At 38.5% G+C, this 16,337-nt stretch carries 17 protein-coding genes, 2 tRNA genes and 1 pseudogene; 12 read left to right on the forward strand and 8 right to left on the reverse strand.

The window, feature by feature from the left end:
• Nucleotides 1-98 precede the first annotated feature (98 nt).
• The 3 genes from TP70_RS09715 to TP70_RS09725 form a co-directional block, all read right to left on the reverse strand.
• Nucleotides 99-187, reverse strand: a tRNA-Ser gene (locus tag TP70_RS09715).
• 3 nt (nt 188-190) lie between these two features.
• Nucleotides 191-265 (reverse strand) — tRNA-Asn (locus TP70_RS09720).
• A 311-nt stretch (nt 266-576) separates the two neighbouring features.
• Nucleotides 577-1,221 carry a competence protein ComK gene (locus TP70_RS09725; RefSeq protein WP_052502913.1) on the reverse strand — a complete coding sequence of 215 codons (645 nt, stop codon included), beginning with the start codon at nt 1,219-1,221 and terminating at the stop codon, nt 577-579.
• A gap of 219 nt (nt 1,222-1,440) precedes the next feature.
• Here TP70_RS09725 and TP70_RS09730 point away from each other — a divergent pair, with 219 nt between their 5' ends.
• Nucleotides 1,441-1,659, forward strand: coding sequence for an IDEAL domain-containing protein (locus TP70_RS09730; RefSeq protein WP_044361320.1), 219 nt, complete (start codon nt 1,441-1,443; stop codon nt 1,657-1,659).
• Between the two features lie 73 nt (nt 1,660-1,732).
• On the opposite strand, the gene TP70_RS09735 is transcribed toward TP70_RS09730, so the two are convergent.
• The gene (locus TP70_RS09735) at nt 1,733-2,725 is read right to left on the reverse strand and encodes a lipoate--protein ligase (RefSeq protein ID WP_044361321.1); all 993 of its coding nucleotides are present in this window, start codon (nt 2,723-2,725) and stop codon (nt 1,733-1,735) included.
• A gap of 190 nt (nt 2,726-2,915) precedes the next feature.
• On the opposite strand from TP70_RS09735, the gene TP70_RS09740 reads away from it, so the two are divergent.
• Nucleotides 2,916-3,101 carry a YkvS family protein gene (locus TP70_RS09740; protein WP_044361322.1) on the forward strand — a complete coding sequence of 62 codons (186 nt, stop codon included), beginning with the start codon at nt 2,916-2,918 and terminating at the stop codon, nt 3,099-3,101.
• A 6-nt stretch (nt 3,102-3,107) separates the two neighbouring features.
• Nucleotides 3,108-3,710: a CPBP family glutamic-type intramembrane protease gene (locus tag TP70_RS09745; protein WP_044361323.1), complete on the forward strand. Its 603-nt coding sequence runs from the start codon at nt 3,108-3,110 to the stop codon at nt 3,708-3,710.
• Nucleotides 3,711-3,855: 145 nt separating this feature from the next.
• On the opposite strand, the gene TP70_RS09750 is transcribed toward TP70_RS09745, so the two are convergent.
• Nucleotides 3,856-4,266, reverse strand: coding sequence for a YolD-like family protein (locus TP70_RS09750; RefSeq protein WP_044361324.1), 411 nt, complete (start codon nt 4,264-4,266; stop codon nt 3,856-3,858).
• A gap of 153 nt (nt 4,267-4,419) precedes the next feature.
• Between TP70_RS09750 and TP70_RS09755 the strand changes: the two genes are divergently transcribed.
• Genes TP70_RS09755 through TP70_RS09765 form a run of 3 tightly spaced genes read left to right on the forward strand, consistent with a single transcriptional unit; the run spans nt 4,420 to nt 6,399 of the window.
• Complete coding sequence (locus TP70_RS09755; RefSeq protein WP_044361326.1) at nt 4,420-5,001, forward strand: GNAT family N-acetyltransferase; 582 nt, start codon at nt 4,420-4,422, stop codon at nt 4,999-5,001.
• Nucleotides 4,988-5,632 (forward strand): ABC transporter ATP-binding protein, encoded by a 645-nt coding sequence (locus TP70_RS09760; protein WP_044361328.1) that lies wholly within the window; start codon nt 4,988-4,990, stop codon nt 5,630-5,632. Before TP70_RS09755 ends, TP70_RS09760 begins: the two co-directional genes overlap by 14 nt.
• 2 nt (nt 5,633-5,634) lie before the next feature.
• Nucleotides 5,635-6,399 (forward strand): ABC transporter permease, encoded by a 765-nt coding sequence (locus tag TP70_RS09765; protein ID WP_084207696.1) that lies wholly within the window; start codon nt 5,635-5,637, stop codon nt 6,397-6,399.
• 50 nt (nt 6,400-6,449) lie between these two features.
• Here the strand turns inward: TP70_RS09765 and TP70_RS09770 are convergent, their stop codons facing one another.
• Entirely contained in the window at nt 6,450-7,388 is a 939-nt protein-coding gene (locus TP70_RS09770) for a 1,4-dihydroxy-2-naphthoate polyprenyltransferase (protein WP_044361329.1), read from the reverse strand.
• A gap of 224 nt (nt 7,389-7,612) precedes the next feature.
• On the opposite strand from TP70_RS09770, the pseudogene TP70_RS12795 reads away from it, so the two are divergent.
• The 6 genes and pseudogenes from TP70_RS12795 to menB all read left to right on the forward strand — a co-directional run.
• Nucleotides 7,613-7,775, forward strand: a pseudogene (locus TP70_RS12795) (transposase); the annotation flags it as partial.
• Between the two features lie 40 nt (nt 7,776-7,815).
• The gene (gene tnpB / locus TP70_RS09775) at nt 7,816-8,958 is read left to right on the forward strand and encodes an IS200/IS605 family element RNA-guided endonuclease TnpB (RefSeq protein WP_044361330.1); all 1,143 of its coding nucleotides are present in this window, start codon (nt 7,816-7,818) and stop codon (nt 8,956-8,958) included.
• 269 nt (nt 8,959-9,227) lie between these two features.
• Entirely contained in the window at nt 9,228-10,583 is a 1,356-nt protein-coding gene (locus TP70_RS09780) for an isochorismate synthase (protein ID WP_044361332.1), read from the forward strand.
• Nucleotides 10,576-12,249, forward strand: coding sequence for a 2-succinyl-5-enolpyruvyl-6-hydroxy-3-cyclohexene-1-carboxylic-acid synthase (gene menD, locus TP70_RS09785; RefSeq protein ID WP_044361334.1), 1,674 nt, complete (start codon nt 10,576-10,578; stop codon nt 12,247-12,249). The genes TP70_RS09780 and menD overlap by 8 nt, the downstream gene beginning before the upstream one ends.
• Nucleotides 12,236-13,027, forward strand: coding sequence for a 2-succinyl-6-hydroxy-2,4-cyclohexadiene-1-carboxylate synthase (menH, locus tag TP70_RS09790; RefSeq protein WP_044361335.1), 792 nt, complete (start codon nt 12,236-12,238; stop codon nt 13,025-13,027). The genes menD and menH overlap by 14 nt, the downstream gene beginning before the upstream one ends.
• Nucleotides 13,028-13,046: 19 nt before the next feature.
• Nucleotides 13,047-13,862, forward strand: coding sequence for a 1,4-dihydroxy-2-naphthoyl-CoA synthase (gene menB / locus TP70_RS09795; protein WP_411914117.1), 816 nt, complete (start codon nt 13,047-13,049; stop codon nt 13,860-13,862).
• A gap of 60 nt (nt 13,863-13,922) precedes the next feature.
• Here the strand turns inward: menB and TP70_RS09800 are convergent, their stop codons facing one another.
• The gene (locus TP70_RS09800; RefSeq protein ID WP_044361410.1) at nt 13,923-15,089 is read right to left on the reverse strand and encodes an aminotransferase class I/II-fold pyridoxal phosphate-dependent enzyme; all 1,167 of its coding nucleotides are present in this window, start codon (nt 15,087-15,089) and stop codon (nt 13,923-13,925) included.
• Nucleotides 15,090-15,218: 129 nt separating this feature from the next.
• A complete protein-coding gene (locus TP70_RS09805; RefSeq protein ID WP_044361337.1) occupies nt 15,219-16,232 on the reverse strand; it encodes an acyltransferase family protein in 1,014 nt (337 codons plus the stop codon).
• Nucleotides 16,233-16,337 lie beyond the last annotated feature (105 nt).

Genomic DNA, 16,337 nt, shown 5'->3' on the forward strand with positions numbered 1-16,337 from the left:
ATATTCAACGATTTTTAGCGAAATACAACAAAACCCCGTTATATCAGTGTTTGTGTTCACGAGATATAACGGGGTATTAACGAAATATAAGCAATTAACGGAAACGGAGGGATTTGAACCCTCGCGCCGCTTTCGCGACCTACACCCTTAGCAGGGGCGCCTCTTCAGCCAACTTGAGTACGTTTCCATATGGCTCCACAGGTAGGACTCGAACCTACGACCGATCGGTTAACAGCCGATAGCTCTACCACTGAGCTACTGTGGAATAATGATGTGTTTTCTTAACACAAATATTATTATAACAATATCAGAGGAGAAATCAAGCGATTATCAAAAAAAGTTAACAGAACATTTACACTATCTAAGTAGATGTTCTGTTAACATTACTGTTGTGCACTTTATTTTTTGTTCGGAGATGCAAACAGCTTTTTGAAATACACGGAAATTTTTACGCGCATTATTCTTACGTCATAATAAATCAGTATAAAAGTCATAAATATTCAGTTGGGTGTGTTTTTGTGATATAACTTATAGCTTTTGATTAATGAGAGCTTTTAATGCGATGATTTTGAGTAACTAGTAATTTTTAAATGGAGGATCTTCTGCAATTTTGGGGCGATATTGTCGTTTTTCATAAATGAGTGCGAGGCGAATTTCTTTAAAGATAGCAACAAAATCTCTAATAAGGCTGACGAGTTCGTCATGTTGAGTTTGATCATATCTTTTTACAAGGGTACCAGCGTTAATTTCTTGGCGGAGCAGTGTATAGGCGAGATGAATACCGTTTTGATATTGATGAAGTAACGTGTATTCAGATACATTAACGACGAATGAATGACCACCCAATAAATACACTTTTGATTTGCCTGTTTTGTAAGGTTCGATTTTTTCAAGATAATTCACATTAATCCAGCAGTTTTCTGGAACGCGGTCTGAGTGTGTTGAGAAAAAGGTAATGGATTGAGATTCTGGAATAAAGAAGGGTGGTTTGCTGGAGATACCTGTTAAAGCTTTGACTTCTGCTTTAATGTGTGGATACGTATTGTGGCGGTGGCGACATGCACATTCGATAAAACGTAAAGGGCGCATGTTTCTAACTTTTCTTTTGCCATTGTTGTAGAGGAGTTCGGTTCGGGAGTAGGCACCTCCTGGACCACTGATAGGTTTGATCGCTATGACATCGGCATCAATAGCATACTGCTTTTCATTTTGTTGGCTCATAAGCAACATCCTTTCATGAATTTTATCTTTCTATATAAACTTAATTATAAAAGATAATTAAATGCTGTCAATGATGAATTCTGAAAATTATGTACAAAAATGTGTTATTTCCATTGTTTCAAAACTTGAAAAAATTCAGAAAACTTATTGCAATTTATTTTTTGATTCGGTATACTGTGTAATATCAAAAGTAATCACCAATCAAGAGGAGGAAACATCATGAAACATAAAATTGATGTAAAACAGCACGTACCCGTCAACCCTATGCAGGCAGTAAACAGATTAGGCGCAGAATTAGTGATTGAGGCAGCGCTTAAACGCCACAGAAAGTTAGAGTTAGAACAGTTGATTGACAAAGCATTAATGAACAACAACAAGGAAGCATTTATGACTTACACTGAAGAATATAATGAGTTGGAGGCGCAAAACATTGTCTAATTCCTCGTGTCATTCCATTAAAAAATAACAAGGACTATTCGCAAATGATTAATGAATAGTCCTTGTTATTTTTTTATACCATTAAGTCGATTAATTCATCTTTTGGAATTGCACCAAAGTAATGATGCATATCGTAGTCTTTGAGTGCTTCGTGAATCGCGGCTTTTTGATGTGTGACACCTTCTAAAGCACGTTCTAATTCTTCGATATTACCTTCACCGAAAAAGTCACCAAAGATTTTCGCATGTTCAATTTGTCCTTTTTTAACGTCTAATTTAATTTGAACAAAGCCTTTTTCAAATTTATGTTCACGTTCAAAGTTATATTTTGGGTTTTTACCGTAGTTCCAATCCCATGTACGATATTTTTCATTCGCAAGTTGTTCAATATTGCGCCAATCTTCGTCTGTTAAATGGTAGGTTTCAACCGCTTCATCACCGAACAATTGTTTTAAAATAATCTCTTTAAATGTATCGATGTCAATCGGTTCATCTAAAAATTCCACAATATTTGCGACACGTTTACGAACGGACTTCACACCTTTTGATTGGATTTTAGCTGGATTTACTTTTAACGCATTTTGTACTTCATCTAATTCACTGTTTAACATCAGTGTACCGTGGCTAAACATACGGTCTTTCACTTTGACCATGGCGTTACCTGAAATTTTTGCTTGTCCGACTTGAATGTCATTGCGTCCAGTCATTTCAGCTTGCACACCCATTTTATTTAGTGCATCAACGATTGGCTGTGTGAACTTTTTAAAGTTGTGGAAGCTTTGTCCGTCATCTTTCGTAATAAAACTAAAGTTTAAGTTGCCGAAGTCATGATAGACAGCACCGCCACCTGATATACGACGCACAACATCAATGCCGTGTTCATCGATATAAGCTTGATGTACTTCCTCAATCGTATTTTGGTTTTTCCCGACAATGATAGAAGGTCTGTTAATATAAAATAGGAAGTAACTTTCATCTTCATCCATTGGGACGGTTTTAAGTACGTATTCTTCCATAGCTAAGTTGAGTGTTGGGTCCGTATTATTGTTGTTACTAATAAATTTCATCTTTTTCTCTCCTTTGTACCCAAATATGCCCTTAGATATAGTTATGCACCATTTTAGGACTTTTTTCCAATATTTGAATTGCATGCGACGAAATAATATGACTAAATACCAAAATATGATGGAAATAGTTTATTTAATATGTAAACTTTAGTACAATATAGGCTAGTTAATTTCTAAGGGGGCGAATGTGATGACAATAGCAGAAGTAGGCGATATTGTAGAATTCCGCGATGGTTTATTAGGAAAAGTTGAAAAAATTAATGATAATTCAGTTATTGTTGATTTAACAATCATGGAAAACTTTGCGACACTTGACTTACCTGAAAAGACAGTCATTAATCACAAACGTTATAAAATTGTAGATCAAAAAGGATAAGGTATTATGAAAAACATCAGCAAGCCGCTACTATGGTTTATTTCAAGTTTTATTGTATTCCACATCATCTTAATGATCATGTGGGGTAAACATAACGTATACTGGCAACTTTATACTGGTATTATGCTCATTGCAGCGATTAGTTATGTTTTTTATCAGCGTGATATTACGTCCAAAAGATTGTTGACATCAGTGGGCATCGGATTAATTACCGGCGTGGTACTAGTACTGATTCAAGTGATATTTTCTTTGATGACGAAAGATTTAACCTATTTACACTTGATCAAACAATTGTCACGTACGGGCGTTTATTTTAAATGGCAAATGCTTGTGACATTACTTTTCGTGATGCCGTGTCACGAGTTATATCTACGTTCTATTTTGCATAAAGAGTTGGACATGAGACTTAAACACGCATGGCAAAGCATTGTTATTTGTGCGATTGTTTCAAGTACATTCTTTATTTACTTAGATCGATGGTGGATTGTTGCATTTATCTTTGTATGTCAGCTTGTATTAGGTGTCAGCTATGCCTACACACGACGTATTGCAACGACAACTGTTGCCCAAATTGTAGCGGTCGTTATTTTATTAATATTTCATGGCTAATTTTGAGAAGTTGGGGCTGAAAGTGTGATAATCCGTTATTTTCAGTATTAAATGCTTCTTTCAATGGTGTACTTTATCTCAATAGAAAGAGTACGGAAACTTGGCGCAAAAGATGCGTTCAAGCGACCGTGCTCTTTTTTGTTGTTCACTCAATGGCATAGAGTGTATGCAATGGGACGACAGTTTCGTGTGTATGGTGCTTATTGCGAACAATAAGTGTTTGATGTTGTGTATGGATTTTTACGATATAGCCACGTATTGATGTCATAAGACCGTTATGCCAGTAGTGAAAGCTTGCGATCTCATTGCTCGATAGCTTTAAATGTAACATGTAGTTTAACTCACTCAGTTGATCATCGCTTAAAATAGGACAACTGCGTTTGTATTGATCGTGTTCGAGTTGTTTCAATCTTGTAAATTGCTCGGTTAATGTTGCAAAAGGGGCCCATTTAATAATGCCACGGCCTAATGGAATATTGGCATCCAAATACGCTCTAGGAATTTTTCGATAGTTGGTTTCATGTTGGTAGTCGATTGGTAAACTTGACGCTGTCATAAGAAATCACCTCACACTAATTATAGAACGCATGTTCTCTTTTTGTGAAGTGGTAAGAACGAATATTCTATTATTTTTGCTATTTTGCTTTTTAAATGTGTGTTTATAGACTACAATAGACACAGATATTTGTTTAAAAAGGAGTATGAGATGATGATTAGGCAAGCGGTAGAAAAAGATGTGCATGCAATTGCATCATTGACGTATATCATTTGGCAAGATATGGAATTAGAAATTGTGACACGTTATCCGAAAGCGCAAGTTATTGCAGCAATTGAAGCGAGTACGACAGAAGTTCACTATCGAAATCATTTGAGCCATGTTCATGTGTATGAGGTGGACGGTCATGTGGCAGGGATGATTGTGGCTTACCCGGGTTGGCATGAACAGACATATGAATCAGCGTGGTCATCGTTAGCGGTTGCAGAGAAACTTCCGTTATCGACAGGTACGCCATTACCAGTGATGGAGGCGGATACGACAGATATGTATATTGAAGCGGTTGCGACATTTCCAGCGTATCGAGGCAGAGGTATTGCGAGCCAACTGCTTAAATATTTGCTGACAAGTGAACCGGACACGACTTGGAGTTTAAATTGTGACCATGACAACTATGGTGCGTTTAAGTTGTATCAAAAAATGGGTTTTGACGTTAAAAAAGAGAAAAAGCTTTATGGTCATGACTATTACTATATGACATATCAAAGTGTGGGGAATGTGAATGCTAGAACTTAAAAATGTAGGTTATTGTATGGATGATCGACGTATATTGCAGGATATTTCATTGTCGATCAATCGTGGCGAGGCTGTCGCTGTGATAGGACCGTCTGGTAGCGGTAAAAGTACGTTATTACGCATGATAGGGGATTTAATTAGTCCAACAGAAGGGACGATTTATTTTGAAGGACAGCCTTATGAATCGTATACGCCAGAAACATTGCGATTACGTGTAAGTTATTTATCGCAAAGCGTTGAGTTATTCGGTACAACGATTGCTGATAATTTAGCGTTTCCAGCACTCGTCAGAAAGGATACGTTTGATGAAGCACGTGCGAAAACATTGATGGCAGCTGTTGGTTTGCAACATTATAAGTTATCAGATTCTGTCCAGCGTATGTCAGGCGGTGAAAAACAACGTGTGACGATTGCAAGACAGCTTATGTATCGTCCGGACGTCTTACTGTTAGATGAAGCGACGAGTGCGTTAGATCATGAGAACAGTGAACATGTTGAACAGCTGATTTTTGATATTGTTGCACAAGGGACGGCTGTACTATGGATTACACATGATGATGCGCAAAGTCATCGCCATTTTGATCGACGTATCGTTATTCAAAATGGTGCGCTATGTAAGGAGTGTGACTAAATATGATGAGTACAACTTCTTTAATATTGACGGCACTTCTATTGCTTATTCCAATGGCGATTTCATATAAAGAGCGCTTGTTTATTGCGAAAGATTTATTTGTTGCTGCCATACGTGCAGTCATTCAACTTGTCATTATTGGCTACATACTTGAGTTCGTTTTCCAACTAGAGGAAACGTGGATTGTGCTGACTTTAATTGTCGTTATTATGGTAAATGCAGCAGCTAATACACGCAAACGGGCATCATCTATTATGCGACATGTGTTTTGGGTGTCATTCGCTTCCATTATGGCAGGGGCAGTTATCTCATTAGGTGGCGTGCTATTAACGGGTGCCATCAGTATGAAACCGAACGAGCTTATTCCAGTTGCCGGTATGGTCGGAAGTAATGGCATGATTGCGATTAATCTTAGCTATCAAAACTTGGATCGCATTTTTACGAAAGAAATTGCTGCGATTGAGGCGAAATTATCGCTAGGTGCACCGCCCGGACTTGCGGCAAAAGATGCGATTCGTGAAAGTATTAAAGTTGCGATTGTGCCGACGATTGACTCTGTGAAAACGTATGGCCTTGTATCTATACCGGGCATGATGACAGGTTTGATTATTGCAGGTGTCCCACCGTTAGAAGCGATTAAATTCCAATTGATGGTTGTTTTTATTCATACATCTGCAACGATTATTTCAGCTTTTGTCAGTACATATCTCAGTTATCGCCAATTTTTTAACCATCGTCATCAGTTAATTCAAATGAAACAAGTATAACAACGCAAAAAAGCTAGCACCCGCTATGGATACTAGCTTTTTTATATTGGTTAAATACCGCCAAGTAAGGCGCTGATGTAAATACCGAGGGCATATAATAAGCCAAACATTGTATTTGTTTTACCTGCAGCTGCCATGGCCGGCATCATTGTTTGTGGTGTATCATTCTTTTTGAAACGTCTATACACTTTCACAGGCATTGGAAAGCTTAAAAGGACGAGTAAATAGAAAATTGAGCCACCATCTTTGAAAAATGCTGTGTAAATCACAAACACATATGCAAAAATATAACATGCTGCCAAGAAATAAAGTGATCCTTGCTTACCTAGCAAAATAGGTAATGTACGTCTACCACTTTGTTGGTCTTTCACTCTATCGCGAATATTATTGGCCATATTGATTAAACCAATCGTAATGACAATTGGAATACTAATCCAAATTGCATAACCTTGGACATTACCAGTTTGAATGAAAAAGGCGATGACAACAATAAACATGCCCATGAAAAGGCCTGAAAATAATTCGCCTAAAGGTGTCCATGAAATTGGAAATGGACCGCCTGTATATAGGTAGCCAACAGCCATGCAAAGGATACCAACAGGAATGAGCCAGAATGATGACACTGCAGCAAGGAATAGTCCAAGTAATGCTGCGATAACGTAAAAGGCAATCGCTAAGTTAAAAACAGACTGTGGTGTCATACCATGGCGTACAATAGCGCCGCCAATACCAACAGATTCGTGATCATCTAAGCCTTTTTTATAATCATAATACTCATTGAACATGTTCGTCGCTGCTTGAATGAGTAAACAAGCTAATAACATAGCAATAAATCGTCCGAGAAACAGATGGTCCTCACTGCCTAACATATAAAGCTTTGCTGTGACTGTTCCGACTAGAACAGGGACAACGGAAGCGGTTAGTGTGTGTGGGCGCATCAGTAACCAATATTTACGTAATGATGAATGTTGCTGAAATTGCGTTCCCATATAGATTAAAACCTCGATTATTAATATTTAGAATACAGCATAAGTATAGAAAAGATTGCCTTTTAACTTAGTTTAGGCAGAAGTCGCCCATCCTCTAGGTGGGTGATGAGTGCCGTCCAGTATAAAGGCTAGCTTTGGTAACTTGAAAATTGATATACATGGCGAATTGCCTTTTTGTTTTACTTGTGTTATTTTCATTCTACATAAAAAGCGTTAATAAAACAATGGCATTAGATACAAATAGTCATTTAGAATCCCTTCTTCACTATCCTCTTATTTTGGCAACGAAATAGCGTAGACAAGTAATTGATAATGAAATATTTGATTACTTTAGTTGCGTGGCATTATGATAAAGACCCTATACACATTATGTTCAAAGTTTCCCCCAATCAAGCGAATAATCATAAATAGATAGGTGGTGTATCTAATGGAACGATTAAAAGCGTACAAATTTAGATTATATCCAACAGAAGAACAAGAGATATTCTTTACGAAGTCTTTTGGTTGTGTTCGTAAGGTCTATAATCTAATGCTTCATGACCGGATAAAAGCTTACGAAGAAAAAAAGAAAGATTCCTCTAAGAAAATGCATTTTCCAACACCTGCAAAATATAAAAAAGCATTCCCATTCTTGAAAGAAGTCGATAGTCTTGCTTTAGCTAATGCACAACTTAATTTAGATAAAGCCTACAAGAACTTTTTTCATAATAAATCTATTGGATTTCCTCGGTTCAAAAGTAAGAAAAATCCTGTTCAAAGTTATACAACGAATAATCAAAATGGGACAGTTGCTTTGATTGATGATAAGTTTGTCAAAGTTCCTAAATTAAAATCCTTAATCAGAATTAAACTTCACAGACAACCAAAAGGGATTATTAAGTCAGCAACAATATCACGTCAGGCTAGCGGTAAATACTATATTTCTTTGTTATGTAAAGAAGCGATAAATGAATTGCCTAAATCTAATTCTGCAATTGGTATTGACTTGGGTATTACGAATTTTGCGATCCTTTCTGATGGTCAAAAAATTGATAATCATAAATTCACGGCTAAAATGGAAAAGAAACTCAGACGTGCGCAACGTAAGTTGTCAAAGCGTGCTTTGTTAGCCAAAAAGAAAGGTGTCCTTCTCTTTGAAGCAAAGAACTATCAAAAACAAAAGAGAAAAGTAGCGCGATTACATGAGAAAGTAATGAACCAACGTACTGATTTCTTGAATAGGTTAAGTACAGAAATTATCAAAAACCACGATATCATCTGTATTGAAGACTTAAACACAAAAGGTATGTTACGTAATCATAAATTGGCAAAAAGTATTTCTGATGTCTCTTGGTCTCGTTTTGTGACGCAATTACAATATAAGGCTGATTGGTACGGACGGAAAATCATTAAGGTAGATAAATGGTTTCCATCCAGTCAAATCTGTTCAAAATGTGGTCATAAAGACGGCAAGAAGTCTCTTGAAATCCGAGAATGGACTTGTCCTGTTTGTCGTACACATCATGATCGAGATATCAATGCCAGTAGAAATATATTGACAGAAGGTCTAAGAATAATGGCATTAGCTTAAGTAGCATCAAGAACCGTAGGAACTACGGGGATAGCTTGGTAAATAAGAGACACCGCTGTTAGTAAAGAAATAAACTATCAAGTACGCTCTATTCCCAAGAAACTTCCACTTCAAGCGTTAAAAACTTTATGTTTAGCTAAGTGGTGAGTAGTTCACATCAACGGCAAACTTCTACGTTATAGTTTCTTACCCACACAACACGTCATAAAAATGTTAAAATAAAATAATGGAAAAAATTAGATGATTATGATGAAAGAAGTGAGAAACAGATGACTGTTGACGCACGTGAACAGGCAATCAATGAAGCAGTTAAACAAGCGGATCAACGATGGGTATCAATAGAAGTGAAGTTATCACGTTCACTCGATCCGGTTACTTTGTTTCATGTAACGAATGAAGCGGCAGGTAATCGTTTTTATTTTCGTTTAAATGATAATAAAACCTCTTATTTCGGTTATCGTGTTGCAACATACATTAAAAATGACAACGCAAATAAGCGCGCGCTATTTGAAGCGTGGCAATCACTCAAACAAGATATACTATGCGTGCACCCCGATGATAAACGTCATCATTTGCGACTTTGCGGTGGCTTCCAATTTTCAATGCAGCGCACGGGCAAGGAATGGGAAACATTTGGACATAACCACTTTATCTTACCGGAAGTGCTGATTTCGCAAGTAGAAGGTGTGACGTATTTAACATATACCGTTGAAAGAGACGCTTTTTCAATGGCGACTTTACAAGAACATATCAGTTATTTTGAAATGGTAGCGCCTGTAAGTGACACCATTGAAATGCCACAAGTAGATCATATTGAAAATATTAAACAAGATGCATGGCAGTCATTAGTAGCACAAACGGTAGCACGTCTAGCCCGTCATGAAAAAATTGTGTTATCACGACAACGCAAAGTTCACTTCGACTCAGAAATACATATCGGTGCGATTTTGCAAAAAGCATTGCGTCATGAAAAAAATAGTTATTTGTATGTTTTAGAATCAGACACACATACTTTTATTTCACAAACGCCTGAACAGCTGTTCAAAGTGACTGATGGGAGACTGTATACGAAAGCAGTTGCTGGTACGATTCACCGTACAAACGATGAAGCACAAGATGCGGAGCGCTTAACAGCTTTTTTACAAGATAAGAAAAATTTAGGCGAACATCAAATTGTCGTTGATAGTATTCTTGAAGATATACAACCGTTTGTTAAAAACGTGACGTATGACACAACGCCTAAAATATTAAAAAATGACCATTTGTATCATCTTTATACTGAAATAAGTGGTGAACTAGACGGTGCGACTTATATCGATGTCATTGATGCGTTACATCCAACGCCTGCTTTAGGTGGTTATCCAAAGGCGATGGCGATGGCATATATTGATGAACACGAATTTGCGGCACGTGGTCTATATGGTGCACCGGTCGGCATGATTGATATTTATAATGATTGTGAATTTATCGTAGCGATTCGTTCCATGTTAGTAAATGGGAATGAAGCGATGCTTTATGCAGGTGCAGGGATTGTCAAAGATTCAGATCCTGCTTCAGAGGTTGCGGAAACAGCCTTGAAATTTAGTCCGATGATGGACGCATTAGGAGTGACAGCACGTGACTAAACATCAGCAACATTTAACAGAACAAGTTTTTCATTTTGCTTCTGAACTATATGCACACGGTGTGAGAGAAGTCGTGATTAGTCCTGGTTCACGTTCAACGCCATTAGCGTTAGCCTTTGAATGTCATCCGGAAATTAAGACGTGGATTCATCCGGATGAACGCAGTGCGGCTTTTTTTGCGCTTGGTTTAATTAAAGGCAGTGAACGACCTGTTGCATTGCTTTGTACATCGGGAACGGCAAGTGCGAATTACGTGCCAGCAGTGGCAGAAAGCGATATTAGTCGTTTGCCACTCGTTGTGTTAACGAGCGATCGTCCACATGAATTGCGTGGTATTGGGGCACCACAAGCGATTAATCAAGTAAATATGTTTGAAAATTACGTGCGCTATCAGTTTGATTTACCACTTGCAGACGGTACGATTAATACACTTGAGACGAATCAGTATCAGTTGGAACGTGCAAGTCAGTATTTTTATGGACCGCAGCAAGGCCCTGTCCATTTTAATTTGTCGTTTCGTGAGCCGTTAACACCTGACTTATCACGCGAAGATTTGTTAACGACGCATACGTACGCACAAACACATTATCAAAAAACGATAGACCCAGCAGTGCTTGAGAAAACGTTGCGACAACCAAAAGGCATTATTATTGTTGGCGATATGCAACATCAAGACATTTCGCAAATTTTAACATTTTCAACAGTGTATGACTTACCGATTTTTGCGGATCCACTAAATGGTATTCGCAGTACACAGCATCCGAATGTCATTGCAACGTATGACTTGTTGCTAAGATCGGGGCTCGCATTAGATGTTGACTTTGTGATTCGCGTTGGTAAACCGGTTATTTCTAAAAAACTCAATCAATGGCTTAAGCAAACATCAGCGGAGCAAATACTCGTTCAAAACAGTGCGGATCGAGATGCGTTTCCGAAAAAGCCAGATTATTTCTTTGAGATGTCGGCGAATGACTTTTTCAGATCGTTGGAAACAGCGCCAACCGCTTACCGTAAAAAATGGCTGACAGATTGGCAACAGTTAGAGCAACAAGCACGTGCTGAAGTAAAAGCCTATCAGAAACATGCGACAGGGGAAGCGGCGTATGTCAGCCGATTATTAGAAAAATTAGGTGCAGATGACTGCTTGTTTGTAAGCAACAGCATGCCAATTCGAGATATTGATAATTTATATTTTGATCATCCAGCACGCATTTATGCCAATAGAGGAGCAAATGGTATTGACGGTATCGTTTCAACAGCACTTGGTATGGCGGTACATCGCTCAGTGACACTATTAATTGGCGATTTGGCATTGTATCACGATATGAACGGCTTATTAATGTCGAAGTTAAATGACATTCATATGAATATCGTATTATTGAACAACAATGGTGGAGGCATCTTCTCGTATCTCCCACAGAAAAAACAAGCACCTCAACATTTTGAACGCTTGTTTGGCACACCGACTGGCTTAGACTTTGAACAGGTAGCTATACTGTACGGTTTTGGTTATCGACAAATGACGGACTTAGAGGCATTGACGTATACAGACCTTCCTACGATGTCGTCGCATTTAATTGAAATTGTAACGGATAGAGCGGAAAACTACGAGGCACATCAACAGCTGTATCAGCGTTTGCGTGAGGTGGCAAATGTTACATCATAAATGGTATCCCGCACAGCAACAAACAGAACGAACATTGGTTATGTTGCACGGTTTTATTAGTGATCAAACGACTTTTGACGCACATATCAAGCCATTGACAGAGAAAGTGAATTTATTGTTAGTCGATTTGCCAGGACATGGACAAGATGCGTCACCGCTGACGATTCAATGGCACTTTGACTGGATTGTTGGGCAATTACATGATTTATTGACGCAGTATGCAGATAATGAACTGTATTTGCACGGTTATTCAATGGGCGCGCGTGTGGCACTGGCGTATGCCGTGGCTCATGGCGACACGTTATCAGGATTAATTTTAGAAAGTGGCACTGCAGGGATTCAAGATGACGTAGCGAGAAGAGAACGTCAGCAAGTGGACCAAGCACGTGCACGTGTTTTACAACTGGCGAATATCGACGTTTTTGTAAATGATTGGGAACGTTTGCCACTGTTCCAATCACAACGATTTTTAACGTCAGCGGAGCAACAGCGGATTAGACAGATGCGCTTGTCACAAAAGCCTGAGCGACTTGCAAAAGCACTTATGGATTATGGCACAGGCAACATGTCGAATTTATGGTGTGAATTAGCCAATGTCACGTGTCCCGTGCAACTGATTGTAGGCGAATGGGATGAAAAGTTTGTTGAAATCGCACAGCGCATGATGACACATCTGACACAGGCGCACATTCACGTGGTACCTGAAGTTGGACATACAGTTCACGTGGAAGATTGTGATAAATTTGATACAATATTACTAGCTTTTATTTTAGCGTAACTAGAGGAGGTTGACCCAGTTGAGACAATGGGAAACACTAAAGGAATATAAAGAGATTAAATATGAATTTTTTGAAGGTATTGCAAAGGTAACGATTAATCGTCCGCATGTACACAATGCGTTTACGCCGAATACGGTACAAGAAATGATTGACGCATTTACACGTGCACGTGACGATGAGCGTGTAGGCGTAATCATCTTAACAGGTGAGGGAGACCAAGCATTCTGTTCAGGTGGCGACCAAAAAGTACGTGGCCATGGTGGTTACGTAGGTGACGACCAAATTCCACGTTTGAACGTATTAGACTTACAACGTTTAATACGTGTGATTCCAAAACCGGTTATTGCGATGGTTAAAGGTTATGCAATCGGTGGCGGTAACGTTTTACAAGTCGTATGTGACTTAACGATTGCAGCAGACAATGCCAAATTCGGTCAAACAGGCCCTAAAGTAGGTTCATTTGATGCAGGTTATGGTTCAGGTTACTTAGCACGTATCGTCGGTCATAAAAAAGCGCGTGAAATCTGGTACTTATGCCGTCAATACAACGCACAAGAAGCATTAGAAATGGGCATGGCAAATACAGTCGTGCCACTCGATAAAGTGGAAGATGAAACAGTGCAATGGTGTAAAGATATTTTACGTCATTCACCAACAGCATTGCGTTTCCTAAAAGCAGCAATGAACGCAGATACAGATGGTTTAGCTGGTTTACAACAATTTGCTGGAGATGCAACGTTACTTTACTATACAACAGATGAAGCGAAAGAAGGCCGTGACGCATTTAAAGAAAAACGCGATCCAGACTTCGATCAATTCCCGAAATTCCCATAAGCCCTAAAAAAGACGGTAAGCAATGTGTACAAACACAATGGCTACCGTCTTTTCTTGTAATTATTGCGTTGGGTAGTTTGTTTCTAAGAAGGCACGCAAGCGACGCATACCTTCTTGTAATTGTGTCATATCATACGCATATGAGATGCGAATATGACCGCGTCCACAATCAGTAAATGCCGAACCTGGCACTGTTGCAACATGTGCTTGTTCTAACAAATCCACACAAAACTGCATATCGTCATCCGTGAACTTTTGAATATTGGGGAAAATATAGAACGCCCCTTGTGGTACAGCTGTTAACGAAAAGCCCATGTCAGTTAATTCGGATACTAAATAATCACGACGTTCCACATAAGCCTCATTCATCGCTTTCGGTGCATCTATCGCTTCAGTAAGTGCTGTAATCGTCGCAACTTGTGATGGCACGTTTGCACAAATACAATTGTACGCATGCATATACGTTAACTTATCAATCAAGTACTGTGGTCCCGAAAGAAAACCAATACGGACGCCTGTCGCAGAATGAGATTTACTCAAGCCATTAATAAGCAATAGTTGATCATGAATTTCAGGAAAACGTGCAAATGATGTATGTGTGCCATTAAATGTATTTTCAGCATAAATTTCATCACTAATAACGAAAATCGGCAATGTTTTTAATAAGTCTACAAGTGCAGCGACTTCCGCTTCTGATAATGTCATACCAGTCGGGTTAGATGGATAATTTAAAATAATCGCACGTGTACGTCCAGATACATGTTGCTTGATTAACTCAGGTGTAATTTTCAAGCCAGTGTCACGTGTGTCAATAAAAACAGGAACGCCACCTAGTGATTGAATGAGTGGAATATAGCCGGCATACACTGGGCCTGGCAGTAAGATTTCATCACCCGGATTAATAATGCAACGTAACGACGTGTCTAACGCTTCAGAAGCGCCATTCGTAATAATAATCGACTCTGGATCATAATCAATATTGAAACGCGTTTTATAATAGCGTGAGACCGCTTCTCGTGTTTCAAGCAACCCTTTATTGTGGGAGTAGGTTGTTTGGTTATCAGCAATTGCTTGTTGGTAAGCTGTTTTGACGCTAGACGGCATCGGAAAGTCCGGTTGTCCGACTGTTAAGTTCACCACATCCGTCATTTGACTTATTTTACTAGAAAATTGACGAATACTTGGTGCTTTTAAATATTGACTGAACGCATTAAGTTCAAGTTTCATAAATATCACGTCCTGTAAAAAGAAGTTGTGTTTAATGATACCATATTGTGCTGCCATGTACCGACTACTAAACATAAAAAAGGTGCAAGATACGGACGCAGTGGAGCGGCTCGATCTTACACCTGATATTTAGCGTTTGTAAGCTTTAAAAGATGAAGGCGACTTCAATTGAACGAACGGACTTGTCCATTTTGCGACAACATCTGTAGACCATATCCAAACGATAAAGCATGCCAGTACAAAGTTATAAAGCAAACCGATCATTGGATGGGCATCGATAAATGGATAGATTTCTTGCCCCCGAATTAATCCGATAAAAATGCCGTGAAGTAAGTAGATGAACATCGTACGTGAGCCAATATACGTAAACCAATAATGGCGCTCAGGTGTTAAGTTCAGAAACGCTAGCATCGTTGTAAAAATAACAACATAAAATAAAAGGCGTTTTAACGGACTGAAGATGACATCCATCCCTTCAATACTTTTATACGGTGAACTTGCGAGTAACCAGCTTGAGTCGATAGGATGAATGTAATAGATGATGAAAAAAACAATCATCACGCCAATTGATATAGGTACAAATTTCTTTTGACGAATCATACGATTAAAGTTGCCATTAAGTAAATACCCGATATAAAACACTGGAAAGAACACAAGTGTACGCGACCAGCTTAAATAGCCGTCAATATTCGGTGAGAAGCCGGAAAGTATCGCTACTAAAATAGCTGCCGGTAACACATAGACAGGTTTAAATTGGTGCACCACAACGAGTGCTACGTTGAAGAAAAAGAGTGTAAGCAAAAACCATAGTGCAAACACTGGATCAAATAAGTCTAAATCAACGGAGCTGTTTTTCCCGGTCATAAAATAATAGATTGAGAAAAAGGCATAAAAGATTAAATAAGGGCCTAATAACTTTTTACCAACCTTTTCAATATAGCCTGCTTGACCTACATTTTTAGCAAAGTAGCCAGAAATAAATAAAAAGGTAGGCATATGGAAACTATACATCAATAAATACAGTGATGTAATGAGTGATCTGCCTGACATATAAGGTTGTATTAAATGGCCGAACACAACTAGAAAAATAAGTCCGGCACGTGCATTATCAAAAAATGCATCTCTTTGTTGCAATTTCGTCATAATGTATGCGCTCCTTTAGTTAAGCATCATACATAATGTAGTATAAATCTGATAAAGAATGCAATTAAAAAATGAATATGATATGGTAAAAGGACGTAACATAAT

Origin of the sequence: Staphylococcus microti (assembly GCF_000934465.1) — a bacterium.
GTDB lineage: Bacteria > Bacillota > Bacilli > Staphylococcales > Staphylococcaceae > Staphylococcus > Staphylococcus microti.

Excerpts from the sequence above, each read along its gene's own strand:
- TP70_RS09725 (WP_052502913.1), bottom strand. The coding sequence starts at position 1,221 with ATGAGCCAACAAAATGAAAAGCAGTATGCTATTGATGCCGATGTCATA.
- TP70_RS09730 (WP_044361320.1), top strand. The coding sequence starts at position 1,441 with ATGAAACATAAAATTGATGTAAAACAGCACGTACCCGTCAACCCTATG.
- TP70_RS09735 (WP_044361321.1), bottom strand. The coding sequence starts at position 2,725 with ATGAAATTTATTAGTAACAACAATAATACGGACCCAACACTCAACTTA.
- TP70_RS09740 (WP_044361322.1), top strand. The coding sequence starts at position 2,916 with ATGACAATAGCAGAAGTAGGCGATATTGTAGAATTCCGCGATGGTTTA.
- TP70_RS09745 (WP_044361323.1), top strand. The coding sequence starts at position 3,108 with ATGAAAAACATCAGCAAGCCGCTACTATGGTTTATTTCAAGTTTTATT.
- TP70_RS09750 (WP_044361324.1), bottom strand. The coding sequence starts at position 4,266 with ATGACAGCGTCAAGTTTACCAATCGACTACCAACATGAAACCAACTAT.
- TP70_RS09755 (WP_044361326.1), top strand. The coding sequence starts at position 4,420 with ATGATTAGGCAAGCGGTAGAAAAAGATGTGCATGCAATTGCATCATTG.
- TP70_RS09760 (WP_044361328.1), top strand. The coding sequence starts at position 4,988 with ATGCTAGAACTTAAAAATGTAGGTTATTGTATGGATGATCGACGTATA.
- TP70_RS09765 (WP_084207696.1), top strand. The coding sequence starts at position 5,635 with ATGATGAGTACAACTTCTTTAATATTGACGGCACTTCTATTGCTTATT.
- TP70_RS09770 (WP_044361329.1), bottom strand. The coding sequence starts at position 7,388 with ATGGGAACGCAATTTCAGCAACATTCATCATTACGTAAATATTGGTTA.
- tnpB (WP_044361330.1), top strand. The coding sequence starts at position 7,816 with ATGGAACGATTAAAAGCGTACAAATTTAGATTATATCCAACAGAAGAA.
- TP70_RS09780 (WP_044361332.1), top strand. The coding sequence starts at position 9,228 with ATGACTGTTGACGCACGTGAACAGGCAATCAATGAAGCAGTTAAACAA.
- menH (WP_044361335.1), top strand. The coding sequence starts at position 12,236 with ATGTTACATCATAAATGGTATCCCGCACAGCAACAAACAGAACGAACA.
- TP70_RS09800 (WP_044361410.1), bottom strand. The coding sequence starts at position 15,089 with ATGAAACTTGAACTTAATGCGTTCAGTCAATATTTAAAAGCACCAAGT.
- TP70_RS09805 (WP_044361337.1), bottom strand. The coding sequence starts at position 16,232 with ATGACGAAATTGCAACAAAGAGATGCATTTTTTGATAATGCACGTGCC.